The following is a 17,283-nucleotide window of genomic DNA, read 5'->3' as shown; positions in this document are numbered from 1 at the left end:
CTGGGCGGGCAAACCCCCGCCGAGATCGCCGGGCAATGGTCCTGGGGGCATGCCCCCAGGACCATTGCCATCCCATCAATCAACCATCATGAAGGAGCCGGACTCTACCTCTGACTGGTAACAATCAGGGGAGCACGTCAGCAGGCCGAAAGTTCGTAAGTCATGGAGCCACAGTTTGCGTCAAAATATGTCAGAAAGCTCGGTGGAACCCGCGACTCAAGAGCCTCTGCCGGGGAGTTTCCGTTGTTTCATACATCGACATATGCTGCGGTACGATGAGTATGTTTGCCGCTCTCTGACATTCCCCCCGAACTACGAACTGCCCGACGACACGGCCGGAAAGCAAGTTCGAAAGTTGCTGGAGGGATTGGCATGCGGGCAAGTCAAATCCTATTACGATAACGGGCTGCAGGTCCCTCGGTCGCTGTTCCATTCGAGGCTAGCGGTGTTGCTTTTGGCGGCAGAGGCTCGGACCAGAAGGATGGTCATCACACCCTATTTCTTCTGCAGTGGACGGGAGCTCATGCTGAGCAAGGCCGAGCTTGGTCACTTGCAACATTGGCCGGACGACGACACCCACCGCGCGCGCACCTTAAAAAATGGCGGCCCCGAGAGGCCGCCAAGGAAAAGTGAATGAAGAGAGCTCCTCATTCGGGTCGCGATGCGGCGCATATAGCAGTGCGGTGACCACGCCAGCGGATTCACCATGCCGTAGGGTAAATTCCGGCACGTGATGTATTTCGGCAACAGCCGTGCATTACCGGCAATGCGCAAACCTATATCATTGCTAGCCTCCGGCGCGGCGTTATAGCGCCCCTATGACCGATGACCTGACCAACATCGTCCTTCGTGCGATCGAGCGAGCGCCGCAATGGGTTCGCCGCGATCTGGAGGCTAAAGACCATGCGACGCGTGTGCAGGCGGAGGAGTCGCTTGCAGTGATGATTACCGAAGCGCTCAAGACATCAGACGGGCTTGCCACCTAACGTTCCTGCGTCAGCTCGGCTTGCAGCGCTCTTCGAGTTCGGCGATCCGTTCGGTACAAATCGCATGCACGGCACGGCCAAGTTCCTCGACACGCTCCGCCAGCCACGAGAGCTCTTCCTCAGAGATGCGATAATGCTTTGAGTAGCGAGCCTTCACATAGGCTTCCTTGAGCTTCTCGAACCGCGAACGATCCGTCTTCAGTTCGCGCGGCCATGCGTCAACCAAGCGCATATCGAGCCGCTCAGCCTGCGTGCGGAGAAAGCCAAGGTTGTGAACGTGCGGCGTATAGAAGGTGCAGACCAGCAGCACGCAGTGGTATAAGCTTTCTGTGGCCTGATGCAGCACAAACGATGCCTGCTTCAACGTCCCCTCAGCGAAGCCAGTTTCGTACATTTTGTAGAATGCGTTTGCCTGCGGCATCCACTCTTCAAAATACTCCCGCGCCATCGCCAGCGCCTGCTCGGGCGTCTTCGGCTTTGGCGTGTGCAACTCCTTGTCGTCGAACTCATAGAGCGCGATGCCGTCCTTCGCGAGGTCCATGAAGAAGTAGCGCCCATGTGCCAGCCCGTCGTTCACCTCCTGCATCGTATGGACGATGAAGTTCACCGGCGTGTGCAGCGTTTTGTCGATCGCGAGCTCGCGATTGAGCCGGTCCTCCAGCTTCAGCCAATAATCGACTTTGTCGGTAAGGCGCTTGTCGCTGACGATGATGAGGAGATCGAAGTCCGACCGGTAACCTTTCGCGGTATGCGGCTCGTCGACCCAGCCGCCGCGCGCATAGCTGCCGTAAAGGATCAGCTTTTCGATGCGGCCCTTCCTCTTCCAGTTCATCGTCGCGAGCGCGATGCTGTCGGCAAATTCTTCGAAGATGATCGCCTTCACGCGTTCGAGTTCGCGCTGCTTGTTGGGGGGAAGATGATCGAGGTCGGTACGCATGACTGTTTCCATCCTGTGAGTCTGCTCGCCGGAAGGCAAGCGCTGTCAAATCCAGATCGGCACCTCATCCCTCGGGCCCGACACGAAAATCCCAGACGGGGATGCCGAACGCGCGGGCCTTGTCGACGAGATTGTCCTGGATGCCGGTGCCCGAGAAAACGACGAGTCCCGCAGGCATCGCATCGATCATGCGTTCGTTGCGCTTGAAGGGCGCAGCCTTCTTGTGGCGGTTCCAGTCGGGGCGAAAGGCAACCTGCGGCACACCCCGCGTGTCGGCCCAGCACGCCGCCGCACGTTCTGCTCCCGTCGGCGTGGCACCGTGAAGCAGGATCATATCGGCATGGCGGGCGTGGACCTTGTCGAGCGCCGACCAGATATGGCGATGATCGTTGCATGAGGGCCCACCCGAAAAGACGATGCGCGTGCCTTCGGGGATCAGGCATTTCGCCTTCTCGCGGAGACGCCGGTCCATGAAGTCCCGGCTGTCGATCATCGCCGCGGTCATCGTCTTGTGCCGCACGCGCGACCCCGTGCGCGGCATCCAGGCCGTGCGGGCGTGGATACGGAACTGCTCGGCGGCACATTCGCGGAAATATTCCATTGCGTCGCGCCGCTCGATCATGGTGATGCCCTCGGCGATCGCGCGCTCGAGCTCGACCGAGCGGATTTCGCTGCCATCCTGCTCGCGCTGAAGCTCGCGCTGCGCCTGCTCGTTGCGATCGAGATCGTGCTCAACGCGTGTTCCGGCGCGGTGGAAGATGTTGACGACGGCCCAGAGCAGATCCTCAAGGTCGGGTTCGATCCGCGTGTGGGTAAGGCAGCCCGCGAGCGCATCGAAGATGTCGGCGACCGCGCCGGCCGCAAGGCGGTCGTCTGGGAGCGGCCGCGCGTCGGGTTCATCCTCATAGGGGCGATGGCCGTAAAGCTGCATTTCCTGAAGGAGGAAAGCGCTGGCCGATGGCTCGAAGGGATGGGCGGGTTCGGGAAGATCGGCATCATAGGTCATATCGGTTCTCGCTGAGATCAGCCGCGCCTTCCGCGGCCTTCGCGGCGACGTCTTGCGGCAGGCGGTGCGGGTGGGCACCGCGCGCCGGCGAAGCCACGCGCGGCCGGAGCGCCAGCGGAGGATGGCGGCCGAAGGCTATTTTGCTTCGCGATGCAAAGGGGCAAAGCCCCGGCGGAAAATAGCCGCGCGGCCGCCATTGCGCTCCCCGGTCCGCCTGCCGCAGTCGCCCTCCAGCGAAGGCCGAAGGCGCGGTCCTCGAAGATCGACAGATGACCAAGCCGCCGCTGCGCGCGTGCTCCCTTCCCTGCCGGCCCGCCTCACGATTTGAGGAAACGCCCGACGTCCTCGTGCCGGAGCAACCCGGCCGCACGACCTGCAAAAGCGTCTCTGCCCATCGCGCAAAGGTCGCTATTGAAATCGTCGTGCGCGGGGATGAGCGGCACCACCTCGATGTGCAGTTCCACCGCCCGCTCCCGCAGCGTCGCCAGCGCGCCCTTCCCGGCGGCGTCCCGGTCGCAAGCGACATAGAGTCGGCGCAGCGTTTCCGGAAATCGGATGGCGGCCAGATGCGCCGCCGACAATCCGGCGATCATCGGCATGGCGGGGAGGATTTCGCGGAGGGACAAGATGGTTTCGACGCCCTCGCCGGCCGCCATGACTTCGGCAGCTGCCTCGAAGCGGACGCCGTAGCCAAGAAGTTGGCCCATGGCACGGCGAGGATAAGCAACATCGGCCTTCCCGCCCGCCGGATCGAGCCAGGTCCGATGGACCCCGACGACCGCGCCATGGTCGTTGGTCACCGAAGCGATCATGGCCGGGTAGGTGGATCGGACACCCGGCACATCATCGCGCGATGCGCGGTAATAGCATGACGGGTGGAAGCGAAGCGCCGGATCATTGCCTGCGCGATGAATTCCGCGCCCGGCAAGATAGGAAGCGGCAAGCGTCCCCGCGGTCGGATGTGCTGCCGCCCAAAGCCGCCGGGCCGCTGCGGGCGTGCCGCCCGGTGCCTTGCGCGGCTTCGGATTCGCAGGCTCGGCATTGTCGGTCGCCGGCAGGCTCAGGAAGCGCCGCGCCTCCGCGAGGGTATCGCGGAGGTTGGCATGACCGCAGCTGGCAGCGATCACGTCGAGCAGATCGCCATGTTCGCCGCTTTCGGCATCGGTCCATTTGCCCGGCTGACCGCTGGCGTCGCCCGATCCGGACAGACGGACATAGAGGCTCCGCCCCGGCGCATTCCGGACGTCACCCACGAGCCAATAGCGGCCCTCCCGCCGGCCGTTCGAAAGATAGCGGCGGCAGACAGCTTCCGCATTGTCAGCGAGGCGGCGAGCGATGTCTGAAACAGTCTCCATGGGGCTTCCTTGCGGCTGGCGTCGCCCTCGCCCGGCAAGACCCGAACGACTGAACGCACACGGCGCCGACAGCCCCTGCCGGCAGTTGCCGACAGTGTGACACAAGGCGCGCTTCGATTTCAACAAAATGCGGCGGGGACCGCCGATCGGGCAGTCTCCGCCGCACGGAAGGTGACGGGGCAGCGCTGGCCGCCCCGTCCAGGATCATTCAGCGGCGACCGGCAGTTCGTCCCAAGCGGTCTGCTCGCCGTCGGCGCCGGCATAGGCGCTTTCGACATCGCTCGCCGTCACGCTGAGATCGCCAGCGGCGGCGTCGCCGCCTTCGACTGCCTCGGTGGCATCGTCCGTTGGCGGCGTGCGCATTGGCTCGGGCAGCCAGCCCGATTCCTCGAGCAGCTTTTCCGCCTCTCGCGCCATATCGGGCTTTTTGAGATGGTCGATCATCGCCGCGAACTCAGGCCCACGCGCCTCGGTGACGTCGGCCAGCAGCCGCGCCTTGGTCACACCGCGGAAATAGCCCTCGGCCGTCGGACGCCAGCCAGCACCGACAACATCGAGCCCGACCGCGCGCGCAATGACGTGGCTGTGGGCGATGCGTCGTTCGACGCTGCGTGCCGACACCCGCCCGTTCGGATATTTGGGCAAGACCTCGGCCTGCGCATTGATCCCGAGCGACGCACAATGCGCGAACAGCATCGCCTGTTCGGTCTCGTCGAACGCGAGCAGGGTATCCCAAAGGTCGACATCCTCGTTCGGCAGCCGTTCGCGCCATGCTTCATGACGTGCCTCTATCGACCGCGCCGGCGCGCATTCGCGAAGTCCCGCAGGCTCGTTGGTAAGATAGACAGTCGACACCGATAGCTCGAGACAGGTCTCATGGCTGGTCCGGTAGAAGACCGAGAGCACCATGGCGTGCAGCACCGCAGCGAACGCAGCTTTCGGATTGCCGGCAAAGGAATCCTGCAGGGCGAGCGTGCGCCACGCGGTGAGGTCGGACACGATGCGATCGGGAAGCAGTTTCAATCCTTCTTCCTCGCGTTCGCCACCATCTGCGCTCTCGGGCGGCGACGCAGCGACGCCGACTGCGCCCTCGCCGCTTTCGTCAACCGCTTGGCCATCAACGGCGTCGCCGTCCGAATCGCCGTCGTCGACCACCGGCTCATCCTCGCGCCGTACGAATCCGCGATCGACCCGGATCGTCCCATCATAATCAATCGATACAAAGGCCCCGGCGATGCCGACTTCGGCCTCGTCGAAGATCTGCGGCCGATCGGTGAGCGCGCCGATCTCGGTCTCGATCGCCTCGAGCCGCGCATGCACTTCTGCGGGAACATCGGGCTCATCGGACCATTTGTCCGAAAGTTCGTCGGCCTCGGCTTCGAGCGCCGCGACCTTCGCCGCTTCCACGTCGGTCATTGCGATCTCAGTGCTGCTCAGTTCGCGAAGATCGCGCGTCGCCTGCCAGGGCAGGTCGATCGCGGTCTGCACCCATTTCCAGCCCTCGACGCCGATGCGCTCGGCGACCTCCTTCAATTTCTCGTCGACGAGCCGGTCGAGCAGCGGCGGGTCCGTGAGCCACCCGCCGTCGTCGGGTTCGAAGAGGTCGCGCACGATGCCGCCGCCCGCGGCGACGTAGGCGTCGACCGACACGAAACGCACCCGCTTGTCGGCGGCGCGTACGCTGTTCTCGGTGAGCTTCTGCCGAATGAAGGCCGGCGACTTGTTGAAGCTGTGCGCGAGCAGCTCCCAGGTCTGGACCTGCCGCTCATGATCGTCCGAAACCGTGAACGCCATCAGCTGGTCGAGGGTCATTTCATCCTCGGCGTAAAGCTCGTGCAGGGCCGGTGCGACCGAGGCGAGCTTGAGGCGCTGGCGCACCACCGCGGGTGTCGTCATGAAATGGGCGGCGATGGCTTCGACGCCATTGCCCTTCTCGACCATCACCAGCATCGCGCGGAACTCGTCGAGCGGATGAAGATTTTCGCGCACTGCATTTTCGGCATAGCTGTCCTCCTCGGCGAGGATCGACGACGCTGCCTGAACGATGCAGGGCACCAGCGCGTCCTTGGCAAGGCGTTTCTGCTTCACGAGAAGCTCGAGGGCGCGAAAGCGCCGGCCGCCTGCGGGGATTTCAAACTGGCCGGTTTCTTCGCCGTCCTCGCCGAGCAGAGGACGGACATTGAGACTCTGCAGCAAGGTGCGACGGGCGATGTCGTCGGCGAGTTCGCTGATCGACACGCCGGCCTTGATGCGCCGCACATTGGACTGGGACAGGACCAGCCGGTCGAACGGGATATCGCGCGACGGGCTGAGGGTGATTTTAGGCTTGGAACGAGCCATGGCCATTCTCCATGACGGGCCGCCGCGAGACACTCCCCCGGCTTTCAAACCCGTCACGAAGGCCCCCGCCCCCCCTCTTCCTCCCGGGGCCGCCGCCGGCGGCCCCAGTCGAACGGCAAGCTTCAATCGCGGCCCGAGAGCCGCTGCGCGGCGCGGCGGAGCCGCTGTTCGCCGAGCACGATCGACCCGGTCGAGCGCGCCGCCTCGGCATAGGTCGAGAGCGGATGGCTCGCGGTGAAATGGAGATCGCGCTCGATCGCAAGCCCGAAGGGCAGCCTGACGCCCTCGAGATCGGCGAGCGCGAAGCGTCCTAGCTCGGGGCAGCCAAAACCCAGGTCGGCAAGACCGAAGAAGACGCCGTCCTCGTCGATCTCGTCGGGTAGGGGCGAGGGTTCCCAGTGGGATTGCCCTCTACCCCTCCCACGGAACCGGACTTGATAGTTTCCCATCATCCGGCTCCTGCACCTGCATCCAAGGTATTCAGGCGAGCGATAAGCCGACCGGCGTGATGTGCGTGATGACACGGGACGCACAGGACGACCCTTTTCCGCTTGCGGGCCGCGCGAACGCGGACCTGCAAGCTACGGTGCTTCACGTCATTCAGGCGCCGCGCATGATGCACCTCAACAGACACGTCATCGGCACCGCAGGCTTCGCAGACTTTGGCTTTCAGGCGGTCGATAATATCCGTCCGCATGTTGCCAGCCAGCGAGGGCAAGCGGTCGAGGTCGGCGCGATTAGCGCTCCCCGTGACGATGTGCTTCAAGGCGAACACACGCATAAAGCGCCGTCCGGTACGGCCCTCGTACCACAGACCATAATTATCCCGATGGTGAAGCTTCTGGCAGATCACTGCAGCGGAGCACTTGTGCTTCCGTGCTAAGGTATTGATCAGACTGCGCCACCACACATGGTAGAGGCGACTGATTTCCCGTCGCCAGCTCGTGCCGAGCTTATAATACTCGGCCAAGCCGCGCATCATGGCGTTATACCTTATGATGATCTCAAGGTCGGAGTGGTTGCACATCTCCGGTCTCATCGAGCCCTTGTTCATATAATAGGACCCAAGCCGATTGCGCTCGGCGAAGGCGACGAGCCTCCCGATGGGAGCGTGCAGTTGCACCCGGTCACTGGCCACCTTGGCAAGAGTGGTTCGTTTCCCCTCTTGCCGGTAATGGTGATGCCGGTGATGCGTGTGCGTCCGCACGTTGTAACCAAGGAACGCTGCACCCTTGCTGGCCTTGCGGATTCCCGTCTTCTGCGGTGACGTGTCGAGCCGCAGGGCGGTGTTCAGATAGGTCTGAACAGCCTCCATAACGGCCCGCGCGTCGGCCTTGCTGCCGATCACCCCGATGAGGAAGTCATCGGCATAACGGCAGTATGTCAGACGGCGGAAGTCCGGGTCGAACCAGTCAGAGAACGGTACGTCCCTGCGCTTCTGCTTCAACTCCCCGATCTCAGCCATCAGCGCAGGGATGTCGGTTTCGTCACCCCTTCGCCTCCGGCGTTCGATCTTCCTGCCACAATGTTCGATCCGCCTTTTAAGAACTTCCCACTCCGGATTGCTCCGGCGTCTCTTGCCCTTATCGAACCCCGCCTTCATCGCTTCCATGTGCTCGTCGAGCGCATGAAGATATATGTTGGCTAGGATTGGCGATATCACTCCGCCTTGAGGCGTGCCGCTGAAGGTTCGGTGGAACCTCCAGTCTTCCATATACCCCGCTTTCAGCATCCGACCGATGAGGCCGATCAGCCTCTCGTCGTCGATCCGCTTGCGCAGGAGATTGAGGAGGATGTCGTGATCGACATTGTCGAAGAACCCCGACACATCGACCTCGACTAGCCATTTGACCCCGCTCCATCCATACCTGATCTGCTCAAGTGCGGAATGGCAGGATCGCCCCTTGCGGAACCCGTGCGAACGGTCGGAGAAGATCGGCTCGTACACATGTTCGAGGATGATCTTTACCGCCGCCTGCACGAGCTTATCGTCGGCAGTAGGGATACCCAGTGGCCGCTGACGGCCATCGGGTTTCGGTATATATAGCCTGCGAACAGGAGCGAAGCGGTAGGAGCCGTCCATTATCCCGGCGATGATCCGCTCCACCCGTTGCAGCGAGAAGCCGCTCAGAGTGTTGTTAGGATCGACGCCGGGGGTCAGCGCGCCCTGATTGGACGCGATGTCCTCATAGGCCTGCTCCCAGATTCGGGTGCAGGCGAGGAGCCGGAACAGTCCATTGATCCGCTTACCCTGCTTCGACAGAGCAAGGATTGAAGCAAGCCGCTTCTCCACGATATCGGAGCGCATCAGCGCCTCCGTGGGGCATCGCCCCGCATCGTCATGAAGATGCCTACCTCGGCAGGTACGTCACCCTTTACCCGGCGAGAGGCGATCCCCTGCTCTGTTGCCAGAGCGGTTTCACGCGTGGCCGTCCGCCCTAGGGCGGCTGTCTCGGGCATTACCCCGAGCATTTGGCTAATATGGTGACTCCGTCGCCATGCGGGTCTGGTGAAGCCAGCCCGTTTAGGCGATCCCGTATTTACATCATTTCCCAGATGCGACGTGGTTAGGCGCCCCGTTCGACCTTTGGCCCCGCGATGCGGGGTGGTCCGTGTGTCCGGATCGAGAGGCCCCAACGAAGATGGGACGACTCTTCTAAGATGTGACCGCAACTGATGATCACACTCCACACGGCTGAGGCGCTTCAACCGTTGATGCGCCTCGATCTGGCTCAAATCCCAGGTCTGGGGTTCACGCAGTCTAGCATTCGCCATACACGTCTTGCCCTGACCCTTGGACGACCTACAACGGTTTCGGTCCCTGAGGGCCTTGCTCTCGACATGCTGTTGTCCCCTGCCGGTTTCCCGGTTGCAGCCATTACTGGCCAAGGTAAGTCGAGCGGGCATCGATTATACTCCGGTTATTCGAACAGGCTGAGCCTGCACTAGGAACTGACGCCGATACGGCGCACGGTCGCGAGCCATGTCGCGGCACCGACCGGATTGAACAGCCTAAGGACAGGCATCGGATCGGGCTCGCGCTCGCCGCGCTCCAGCGCATCGAGCTTCGCGGCAAGATTGGCGCGGAGCTGTGCTTCAAGTTCAGGGGTCAGGAGCTGCATGACACCGCCCTCCCCGCCAAGCGGTTGTCGCGATGGACATGACTGACAAAAATGCCTTCGCCGCACGCGAGAGCGTCCCTCTCTTCACCGGGATGTTCGTCCGCCCCCGCCGCCTCCCGGAACGCGAGTAGATAATCGGCCGCCTTCGATGCAGCGCTGGCGGCGCGCAGAACCGCGCGCTGATCTTCGCGAATGATTGCGAGCCAGGAACCGATGTAATCCGCGTGCCGCACGGTCGGCTCGATGCCGAGCGCAGCGCAGACAAAGGCCCCGGTCATTTCAGCGACGAGCTCTTCCTGCCCATAGGGCTTCGATCCGAAGCTGCCCGTCTGGTCGCGGTCGAGCCGCGTCTTGGCGCCCGTCCAGTGACCCAGCTCGTGAAATGCCGTCCGGTGCCAGTTGATCGGGTCGAAGAAATCGTCGGGTCGCGGCACGGCGACGAAATCATGGCTCGGGCTGTAATAGGCGGACACGCCGCCGATGCGGACATCGGCACGCGTGGCCTCGATCAAGGCCTCCGCCTCGGGCAGGATCAATCCCTCCGGGATCGGCTCCGCCGGAATATGCAGACGGTCCGGCAGCCCTTCGCACTGGTCGACCGAGAAGACGGTGAATTGCTTGAGGAATGAGAAGCCTCCTTTCCTTTCGCCGCCGTCTCCGCCGTTGCCGCCGCCTGCGTCGCCTCCACCCTGTTCGCCTTTGCCGACCCTGTGGCTGTAGACAACCGCGATTCCCCGCTCGCCGCGCCGCACCGAACCGCCCAAGGCCGCGGCCTGCCGGAAGGTCAGAAAGCCATGCCCGGTGAAGCCGCGGGTAATGACGGCATGCCAGAGGGTGAGAATGTTGACGCCGCTATAGCGGCGCTCGCTCGCGGCATTGAACGGCATGCCGATGGCTGCCTTTGCGCTGCTCCAAGGCTGGACCCAGGGCAGCCGCCCCGCCTCTAATTCGGCGATGATGCGCCCGGTGATTTCTTCAAACAGCGGCGCCCGCGTGCCGCAGCGCTCGCGGGGAGTTTTTGTCTTGCCCATATCGCGTCTCCAGACAGACCCGCAGCGAGCCTCTCTCGCTGTACCCGATCCGCCGGCCCGCCCGGCCCTCCTCTTCCTCCGTCAGGGCGGGCGCCGGAGGCGCCGACCGACTTCGAAGCGGCGTCGTGGCTAGAGGCGCGATCTGGGGGGGATCCGGAGCGAGCCGGATTTTCGCCAGTAAGGAAGGCGCTCCGGGGCCGGGGGAAGGTCACGCGGCGAGGCGGCGGCCGGGGCCGGCCCGGGGCCCGGCGCCGACATCCTCGTCACCGGCACTTTTTCGATCCGATCGGAAGCGAGGATTTCGTCGCCCCAATCCTGCAGCATGCGGCGGCGAGGCGTCAGATAAAGCGCGCTGTTATAGGCCCCGCGAACTTCATCCTCGTCGGCATGCGCTAGCGCCATTTCAATCCAGTCCGGCCGATAGCATTCGGCTTCATTGGCCCATGTCGAGCCAAGCCCCCGAAATCCATGCACGGTCTGCCTGCGACGATAGCCCATGCGGTAGCAGGCAAAGATCATCGTGTTTTCCGAGATCGGCTGTCCCGACTTCTCGCCGGGAAAGACGAAAGCGTGGTCCGATGCCCGCCGACGGCGCAGCAAGAGTTCCGCGACCTGCGAGGAAAGCGGCACCAGGTGCTCGCGATCCATCTTCATACGGTCTGCGGACAGGCGCCAGAGCGGCTTCTCGCCGTCCAAATCCTCAAATTCGTCCCAGACAGCGAAGCGCGTTTCGCTCGTCCGCGCCCAGGTTAGCAAGGTGAACAGCATGGCATCGCGCGTCGTCTCCCGGCGCCGACTATCATCTTCGCCGTCATAGTTTCGGATGGCAGAGACAAGTTCGGGAAGGTCGGCCAACGGAACCCGCGCCATATGCTTCACCTTCGGCTTCGGCTTGAGTGCATCGTTGAGGCTGAGCGTCGGGTCGTTCGTTGCCCAGCCGCTCGCGATCGCGAAGCGAAACACCTGCCCGATCCCCTGCTTGATCCGGCGGCTAATATCGAGTGCGCCGCGCGCCTCCACTGCCCGCACCACTTCCAGCACCTCAGGAGCCGTGATCACCCTGATGTCGCGCTTGCCGAGTGTGGGAAAGACATCGCGCTGCATGCGGTTCAGTACGCGCACGGCGTGGGCATCGCCGAGTTCTTCGGCACGATTCGCATGCCAGGCCCGCGCAATCGGCTCGAAGAGCGTGAGCGGCTCGGCGATAGACTTCTTCGCTTTCTTCTCCGCGCCGGGATCGACGCCCCTCGCCAGCAATGCCTTGGCATCGCTACGCATCTGACGCGCGGCCGCTGCGGATATGGCTGGATATTTGCCGAAGCTCAGCGTTTTTTCTTTGCCGCCGAAGGCATATTTAAAGCGCCAGAGCTTCGATCCGCCGGGCCGTACGAGTACATAAAGCCCCTCCCCGTCGAAGAGTTTATAGTCCCGGGCGCGCCGCGCCGCATATTTGATTTCGAGGTCTTTGAGAGCCACTGGGGTATCGCCTGTCTGGGGTGCAGGCAAAAAATGCCCCAATCCGGCCCCGGATTCAAATCGCTGCAGACGGATTCAGACGGACAGGGACGGACAAAAACGGCCCCGGATGGACGCCGGAAACAGCTGATTTTATTGCAAAATAATCCGCAGACGGACAGAGACGGACTTTGACGGAAAAATGGCTTTGGTAGCGGAGGAGGGACTCGAACCCCCGACACGCGGATTATGATTCCGCTGCTCTAACCTGCTGAGCTACTCCGCCCCGAAAGGCCGCCACGCCGGGCGAGCCGCGCCTATAGGCAGGGTGCGCGCCCGGGTCAATATCATGTGCGTGCGCCGCGAAAATTGCGCGCAAATACCGGTTGCCAGGGCCCGCCGAGATAATGATGCGCCGCCAGTCCGGCTATTTCCAGCGGGCGCGCACGAAAATCGGCGGCTAGCCTTGCCAGCAATTCGCGCGCCGCCGCCGGCGCGACCTTGTTCTGGACGGTGATGTGCAGGCGCGGCGTCCCCCGATCCTGCGCCGTCAACATGCCGGCGAAACGATCGGCGATGCGGTCGCGGATCGCGATCAGCGCGGAACTGTCGATCCGGAATGCCACGCCCTGCCCCAGCGAATAGACCTCGCGCAGATGCGCGGCAGGCGGCGGCGTGTCGGCCGCAATGACGCGCACCAGCCGGTCGAGCTCGTCGAGCGACGAAGGCGGCAGCTGGTGGAAGAGCGTGATGTGCGCAGCCAGATGGTTGCGTTCGGGCGGGAAATGCGCGGCGCGCAGATTGTCGAAATATCGCTGGTCCGCCGCACCCATCGTCGCGGTTACGATGATGGGCACGGCGCCAGCGGTCCGGTAGGGAGGGGGGAAGCCCGGGCCGGCTGATCCGAGAAGGGATGGACGAGGCAGTTTCGGGGGAGGTTTGCCATCGTCCACAGGACGCCCTTTCTCGATGCACAGTCATTGCCGGAAGATGGTCCGGCGATCCAATCGATTAATCGGCTTAGAATGATCGGACAGAGCGATCATCCATCAGGACAGGACTCAAAGCCCGCTCCAGAAGGCCTTGAGCGCCGCGGCGACCTCGATCGGCCGCTCGGCGATCGCCCAATGCCCTGCCCCCTCGATCACCGTCAGCGGCGTGCCCGTATTCGCAGCGTAACGCTGCGCGACCGACAGTTCGACATAGGGATCGCCCGCGCCCCAGATGAGCGCGCCGTTCGCCGGCAATTTCGGGATGTCGCGCGCCCAGTCATGCTCGAAGCTGAGCCCCTTCGCCGAGCGATAAAGTTTGAGGATCGCGCGGCGCTTGTCCTTGTTTCTCCACTGCTCCGCCTCTTCGCGCGCGATGTCGGCGGGCATGCCCTGCGCCGCGAGCCCGTCGGCGAGCTTGTCGGCCTTGCTCAGCGCCATGAAGATTTCGCCGAGGATCGGCGTGTTCCAGATGCGCGCGATGCGGTGGCCGCGATATTCGGGTTCGATCACCGCGTTCGAGATCGCCCAGCTGCGGATGAGGCCGGGGCGCAGCATCGCGACGCGCTGCGCGATCAGCGCGCCCCAGTCGTGGCCGACGATGTCGATCGGGCCGTGCGCGGCGTACAGCGCCTCCGCCTGCCCCACCGCCCAGTCGGCATAGGCTTCCTTGGTCGCGGCGAAACCGGCGGGAAGCGGCGCGGTGAAGCCGGGGAGCGCCGGGACCGCGACGGGCGTATCGCCAAGGTCGAGTTGGGCGAGCAGCGGCCGCCAGATCGCCGGGCTGTCGGGAACGCCGTGAAGGAAAAGCTTGGCGGTCGTCATGATGTCACCCCTTCGGCAAATAGATGATCCAGCTGCGGTCGGTCGGCTCGATCCGCCCCTCGCGATAGCCGCCCGCGAGCAGGGCCGTCCGCGCATCGGCGCGAACGAGCGTCATATAATTCCATTGGCCGCCGAGATCATGATCGAGGCGCGTGCCGGTGCCGCGGGCGACATCGAAGATTTCGGGGGCGGTATCGCCTGCCGCGACGAGCACGCGGTTTCCGGGGAGCAGCAGCAGGCCGTCGGCAATCTTGAACCGCGGGTCGGCAAGGTTTCCGGCCGGAACGAAGCGGCCGGCCGCGACGTCAAAGCGCTCGACCGAGCGTAGCTTGCCTCCATAATCGCGGGCATCCGATCCGCCGACGATCAGCACGTCGCCGTTCGCCAGGCGCACCGCGCCATGCTTGTAGCGCCCCTGCGCCATCGTTCCGGCAGCGCCGAACCGCCCGGTGGCGGGATCGAATATCTCGGCGCTGGCGAGCGCGCGGCGCGGTTCGCGATCGGGGCGGCCGCCGCCGGCGACCAGCACCCGGCCGTCGGCCAGCAGCGTCGCGGTCGCCCCGCTTCGCGCCGCTGCGAGCGAGCCCGCGGGCGTCAGGCGTCTCGATGCAGGATCGAAGATTTCGGCATCGGCGCGCACGTCGGCGCCGTCGTAGCCGCCTGCGATCAGGATACGGCCGTCGGCGAGCCGGGCGATCGCGGGCGCGTTGCGCGGCGCCGCCATCGCGGGTCCGGCGATCGATCGGCCCGTCGCCGGGTCGAAGATTTCGGTCGACGCCGAAACGCGGCCCCCGACCCATCCCCCGAGGACCAGCACGCGCCCGTCGGGCAGCGCTGCCGCCAACGGCTGGATGCGTCCGGCGAGCAGGTGACCGGTGCCGCTAAGCTCCATCGTCGTGGCGTCGATGATATCGACCGTGGCGCTCGCAGGCCCCGCCTCGCAGCCCGCGCGCACGCAACCGCCGATCGCGAGCAATTGCCCCGCGCCAGTGGCGACCAGCTGGTGCGTCGCGCGCGGCGCGCCGAGGAGCGGGCCATTTTCGATGCGGACGCCGTTCGTTTCTTCGGCGGCGCTGCCGCCGCCCGCCATGCAGGCGGTCATCGCCAGCAGCAGGAACAGGCTGGCCGGAAGATTGCGCATCGCCCTTCTCCCTTTTGGTTCGACGGTTGGGCCGGCTACTCCATTTCCCCCCGCTCGCGGCGGAGCGCATACCATTTCTGCACATTGGCATTATGTTCGGCGAGCGTGCGCGCGAAAATATGCCCGCCGTCGCCCTTCGCGACGAAGAAGAGATAGTCGTTCGCCTCCGGATCGAGCACGGCGGCGATCGATGCCTTGCCCGGATTGGCGATCGGTCCCGTGGGCAGCCCGACCATGCTGTAGGTGTTATAACCGTTCACCGCCTGGATTTCGGAGCGCAGGATGCGCCGCCCCAGCGGTTTGCCCTTGGTGATCGGATAGATGATCGTCGGATCGGCCTGCAGCCGCATGCCGACGGCGAGCCGGTTGGTATAGACGCCCGCGACGGTGCGGCGTTCGGCGGGCACGCCGGTTTCCTTCTCGACGATCGAGGCGAGCGTCATCGCCTGGTTGCGATCCTTGACAGCGGTGCGCGGGGTGCGTTTCGCCCAGAGTTCGTCGAACGCCTTGTCCATCGCCGCCTGCATCCGCTTGACGACGGCAGCGCGGCTTTCGCCGGTGGTGAAGGCATAGCTGTCGGGCAGGATACTGCCTTCGGCGGGCACCGGGATTTCCCCCTTCAACCTTTTTTCGGCCATCAGCCGTTCCCACACCATGATCGAGGGCATGCCTTCGGGGATCATGACCATCCGCTGGATCGTCTTGCCCGACTGGAACAGTTCGAGGATGTCGCCCGCATCCATCCCCTTTTCGATTTTATACTCGCCGGGCTTGATCGGGTCGTCCGAGCCGAAGAAGCGCGCTTCGTTGCGAAAGCTCGATGCCGAAACGAGCCCGGCATCTTCGAGAATCTGCCCCGCCTTCGCGATGCTCGCACCCTGCGGGATCACGACCTCGGCATCCTTCGGCGCGCCGGGCGAACAGGCGGCGAGCAGCAACGCAAAGACGGCGATCGTCAGCCAGCGGAACGGATGCACCATTTTCTCCTTATTCGGCGCCAAAGGAGACAAAGGATACGGACGCACAGGCCCCGACTGTCTCCTTTGTCGCCTTAAGCCGAAGCACGGCGACAAGGTGATAGAGCATGGCCCGGGAATGTAGGAAAGAGGGTTTTACAGCCTGCCCGGTGTACCTCCGGACAGGCGCGCGATCGGGCCCGCTACTTCAAGGTTCTGCCGTCCGCTTAAGGTCTTTCCCCCGTCCCCGAAGGCGGTTCCGGTTTCGACGGCTCCTGGTCGATGCGCCCCTCTTTAAAACAGACCGCTTCGATCTCGGTCCGCGCCGCGACATATCTTTCGGTCTTCACGTCGGGGAAATAGGTCTTGTCGCCCTGCCTCAACGCGACCGATTTCCACGTCGAATGCGACGCAGGAAGGGAGGATTCCGTATCGTCATGCCATCCGCTGCCGAGCGCCCTGTCATAGAGTAGCGAGACCGGAACGCACTTGGGCGAGCCGGGCTTGGGCGCCTCTTCATACAAGCGAAGCGAGAAGAGAATGGACCCATGGTCGTCCGGATCGATGCGCGTCGGACGTTCGCCTTCGGTCAGGCGGGGCGGACGCGAATCGTCGAGCGGATAATAATTCTCGCGAAAGTTGACGAACGCGATCCATTCGTCGGCGCCTTGACCGCCGCGCAGCTTGAGATCGTACCAGGCCGAAAGCCGCGAAGGATAGCTCGTCACAAGCGGAGGCAGACCGAACATCCGCTCCACCGTTTCGAGTTCGAGCCGCGGTGCCTTGCTTTCCAGCAGCCGGGCAAAGCGCTCGATCAGTTCGGCCCGCCCATAAGCGCAATGTGCGACCCGGACGGGAGGCCGATCGGTCATGAACGGCGTGGCCGGTTCGGGTACGCCTTCGGTGCAGGTGGCAGCCGGCGAATATGGACCGATATCGCCAGGTGATGCGGTGGCGGCCTGCGCGGTCGCAGCGAAGGCGGACAACGCGAGACCGACCAACGCGAACCGAAGGGACAAATGCGGCACGGACCACTCTCCTGCTTCACCCGCCAGCCCAAGCGCCGGCGGGGCAAGCCACGGGCTAGCCCGCGCCACCGGGAATCGATGTGAGCGCGATCACGGGGCGGGCCGCATGGCC

At 64.1% G+C, this 17,283-nt stretch carries 15 protein-coding genes and 1 tRNA gene; 1 reads left to right on the top strand and 15 read right to left on the bottom strand.

From position 1 onward, the window contains the following. Nucleotides 1-818: 818 nt before the first annotated feature. Nucleotides 819-986, top strand: coding sequence for a DUF6771 family protein (locus VGU00_RS09750; protein ID WP_327467935.1), 168 nt, complete (start codon nucleotides 819-821; stop codon nucleotides 984-986). A 10-nt stretch (nucleotides 987-996) separates the two neighbouring features. Here VGU00_RS09750 and VGU00_RS09745 read toward each other — a convergent pair whose 3' ends face one another. The 15 genes from VGU00_RS09745 to VGU00_RS09675 form a co-directional block, all read right to left on the bottom strand. Further along, nucleotides 997-1,923, bottom strand: a complete 927-nt coding sequence (locus VGU00_RS09745) for a HEPN domain-containing protein (RefSeq protein ID WP_327467933.1) — start codon at nucleotides 1,921-1,923, stop codon at nucleotides 997-999. Between the two features lie 64 nt (nucleotides 1,924-1,987). Continuing rightward, nucleotides 1,988-2,929, bottom strand: coding sequence for a DUF2493 domain-containing protein (locus VGU00_RS09740; RefSeq protein ID WP_327467931.1), 942 nt, complete (start codon nucleotides 2,927-2,929; stop codon nucleotides 1,988-1,990). A gap of 317 nt (nucleotides 2,930-3,246) precedes the next feature. Further along, nucleotides 3,247-4,284, bottom strand: coding sequence for a DUF7146 domain-containing protein (locus VGU00_RS09735; protein ID WP_327467949.1), 1,038 nt, complete (start codon nucleotides 4,282-4,284; stop codon nucleotides 3,247-3,249). Between the two features lie 204 nt (nucleotides 4,285-4,488). Continuing rightward, entirely contained in the window at nucleotides 4,489-6,624 is a 2,136-nt protein-coding gene (locus VGU00_RS09730) for a ParB/RepB/Spo0J family partition protein (RefSeq protein ID WP_327467929.1), read from the bottom strand. 122 nt (nucleotides 6,625-6,746) lie between these two features. Further along, on the bottom strand, nucleotides 6,747-7,076 hold the full coding sequence (locus VGU00_RS09725; protein ID WP_327467927.1) for a DUF2958 domain-containing protein: 330 nt from the start codon (nucleotides 7,074-7,076) through the stop codon (nucleotides 6,747-6,749). Beyond that, nucleotides 7,073-8,932 carry a reverse transcriptase domain-containing protein gene (locus VGU00_RS09720; protein WP_327467925.1) on the bottom strand — a complete coding sequence of 620 codons (1,860 nt, stop codon included), beginning with the start codon at nucleotides 8,930-8,932 and terminating at the stop codon, nucleotides 7,073-7,075. Before VGU00_RS09720 ends, VGU00_RS09725 begins: the two co-directional genes overlap by 4 nt. A gap of 637 nt (nucleotides 8,933-9,569) precedes the next feature. Continuing rightward, on the bottom strand, nucleotides 9,570-9,746 hold the full coding sequence (locus tag VGU00_RS09715) for a DUF2958 domain-containing protein (RefSeq protein ID WP_327467923.1): 177 nt from the start codon (nucleotides 9,744-9,746) through the stop codon (nucleotides 9,570-9,572). Then, nucleotides 9,734-10,777 (bottom strand): ArdC family protein, encoded by a 1,044-nt coding sequence (locus VGU00_RS09710; protein WP_327467922.1) that lies wholly within the window; start codon nucleotides 10,775-10,777, stop codon nucleotides 9,734-9,736. The genes VGU00_RS09715 and VGU00_RS09710 overlap by 13 nt, the downstream gene beginning before the upstream one ends. A 129-nt stretch (nucleotides 10,778-10,906) precedes the next feature. Continuing rightward, nucleotides 10,907-12,253 (bottom strand): tyrosine-type recombinase/integrase, encoded by a 1,347-nt coding sequence (locus tag VGU00_RS09705; protein WP_327467920.1) that lies wholly within the window; start codon nucleotides 12,251-12,253, stop codon nucleotides 10,907-10,909. A 188-nt stretch (nucleotides 12,254-12,441) separates the two neighbouring features. Continuing rightward, nucleotides 12,442-12,518, bottom strand: a tRNA-Met gene (locus VGU00_RS09700). 61 nt (nucleotides 12,519-12,579) lie between these two features. Further along, nucleotides 12,580-13,065: a 2'-5' RNA ligase family protein gene (locus VGU00_RS09695; RefSeq protein ID WP_327467947.1), complete on the bottom strand. Its 486-nt coding sequence runs from the start codon at nucleotides 13,063-13,065 to the stop codon at nucleotides 12,580-12,582. A 228-nt stretch (nucleotides 13,066-13,293) separates the two neighbouring features. Next, nucleotides 13,294-14,046 carry an alpha/beta hydrolase gene (locus VGU00_RS09690; RefSeq protein ID WP_327467918.1) on the bottom strand — a complete coding sequence of 251 codons (753 nt, stop codon included), beginning with the start codon at nucleotides 14,044-14,046 and terminating at the stop codon, nucleotides 13,294-13,296. A gap of 4 nt (nucleotides 14,047-14,050) precedes the next feature. Then, nucleotides 14,051-15,187 (bottom strand): kelch repeat-containing protein, encoded by a 1,137-nt coding sequence (locus tag VGU00_RS09685; protein ID WP_327467916.1) that lies wholly within the window; start codon nucleotides 15,185-15,187, stop codon nucleotides 14,051-14,053. 35 nt (nucleotides 15,188-15,222) lie between these two features. Further along, a complete protein-coding gene (gene mltG, locus VGU00_RS09680; protein WP_414713522.1) occupies nucleotides 15,223-16,167 on the bottom strand; it encodes an endolytic transglycosylase MltG in 945 nt (314 codons plus the stop codon). Nucleotides 16,168-16,370: 203 nt separating this feature from the next. Continuing rightward, a complete protein-coding gene (locus tag VGU00_RS09675; RefSeq protein ID WP_327467914.1) occupies nucleotides 16,371-17,171 on the bottom strand; it encodes a hypothetical protein in 801 nt (266 codons plus the stop codon). Between the last annotated feature and the right edge of the window lie 112 nt (nucleotides 17,172-17,283).

The organism is Sphingopyxis sp., assembly GCF_035944815.1.
In the GTDB taxonomy this organism is placed as follows: domain Bacteria; phylum Pseudomonadota; class Alphaproteobacteria; order Sphingomonadales; family Sphingomonadaceae; genus Sphingopyxis.
This window is presented reverse-complemented; position numbering and strand designations above follow the sequence as displayed.

Bases quoted from the DNA above. Each gene is read 5' to 3' on its own strand.
- VGU00_RS09685 (WP_327467916.1), bottom strand. From the start codon at position 15,187: ATGCGCAATCTTCCGGCCAGCCTGTTCCTGCTGCTGGCGATGACCGCC.
- VGU00_RS09710 (WP_327467922.1), bottom strand. From the start codon at position 10,777: ATGGGCAAGACAAAAACTCCCCGCGAGCGCTGCGGCACGCGGGCGCCG.
- VGU00_RS09745 (WP_327467933.1), bottom strand. From the start codon at position 1,923: ATGCGTACCGACCTCGATCATCTTCCCCCCAACAAGCAGCGCGAACTC.
- VGU00_RS09690 (WP_327467918.1), bottom strand. From the start codon at position 14,046: ATGACGACCGCCAAGCTTTTCCTTCACGGCGTTCCCGACAGCCCGGCG.
- VGU00_RS09750 (WP_327467935.1), top strand. From the start codon at position 819: ATGACCGATGACCTGACCAACATCGTCCTTCGTGCGATCGAGCGAGCG.
- VGU00_RS09735 (WP_327467949.1), bottom strand. From the start codon at position 4,284: ATGGAGACTGTTTCAGACATCGCTCGCCGCCTCGCTGACAATGCGGAA.
- VGU00_RS09720 (WP_327467925.1), bottom strand. From the start codon at position 8,932: ATGCGCTCCGATATCGTGGAGAAGCGGCTTGCTTCAATCCTTGCTCTG.
- VGU00_RS09695 (WP_327467947.1), bottom strand. From the start codon at position 13,065: ATGGGTGCGGCGGACCAGCGATATTTCGACAATCTGCGCGCCGCGCAT.
- VGU00_RS09715 (WP_327467923.1), bottom strand. From the start codon at position 9,746: ATGCAGCTCCTGACCCCTGAACTTGAAGCACAGCTCCGCGCCAATCTT.
- mltG (WP_414713522.1), bottom strand. From the start codon at position 16,167: ATGGTGCATCCGTTCCGCTGGCTGACGATCGCCGTCTTTGCGTTGCTG.
- VGU00_RS09740 (WP_327467931.1), bottom strand. From the start codon at position 2,929: ATGACCTATGATGCCGATCTTCCCGAACCCGCCCATCCCTTCGAGCCA.
- VGU00_RS09725 (WP_327467927.1), bottom strand. From the start codon at position 7,076: ATGATGGGAAACTATCAAGTCCGGTTCCGTGGGAGGGGTAGAGGGCAA.
- VGU00_RS09730 (WP_327467929.1), bottom strand. From the start codon at position 6,624: ATGGCTCGTTCCAAGCCTAAAATCACCCTCAGCCCGTCGCGCGATATC.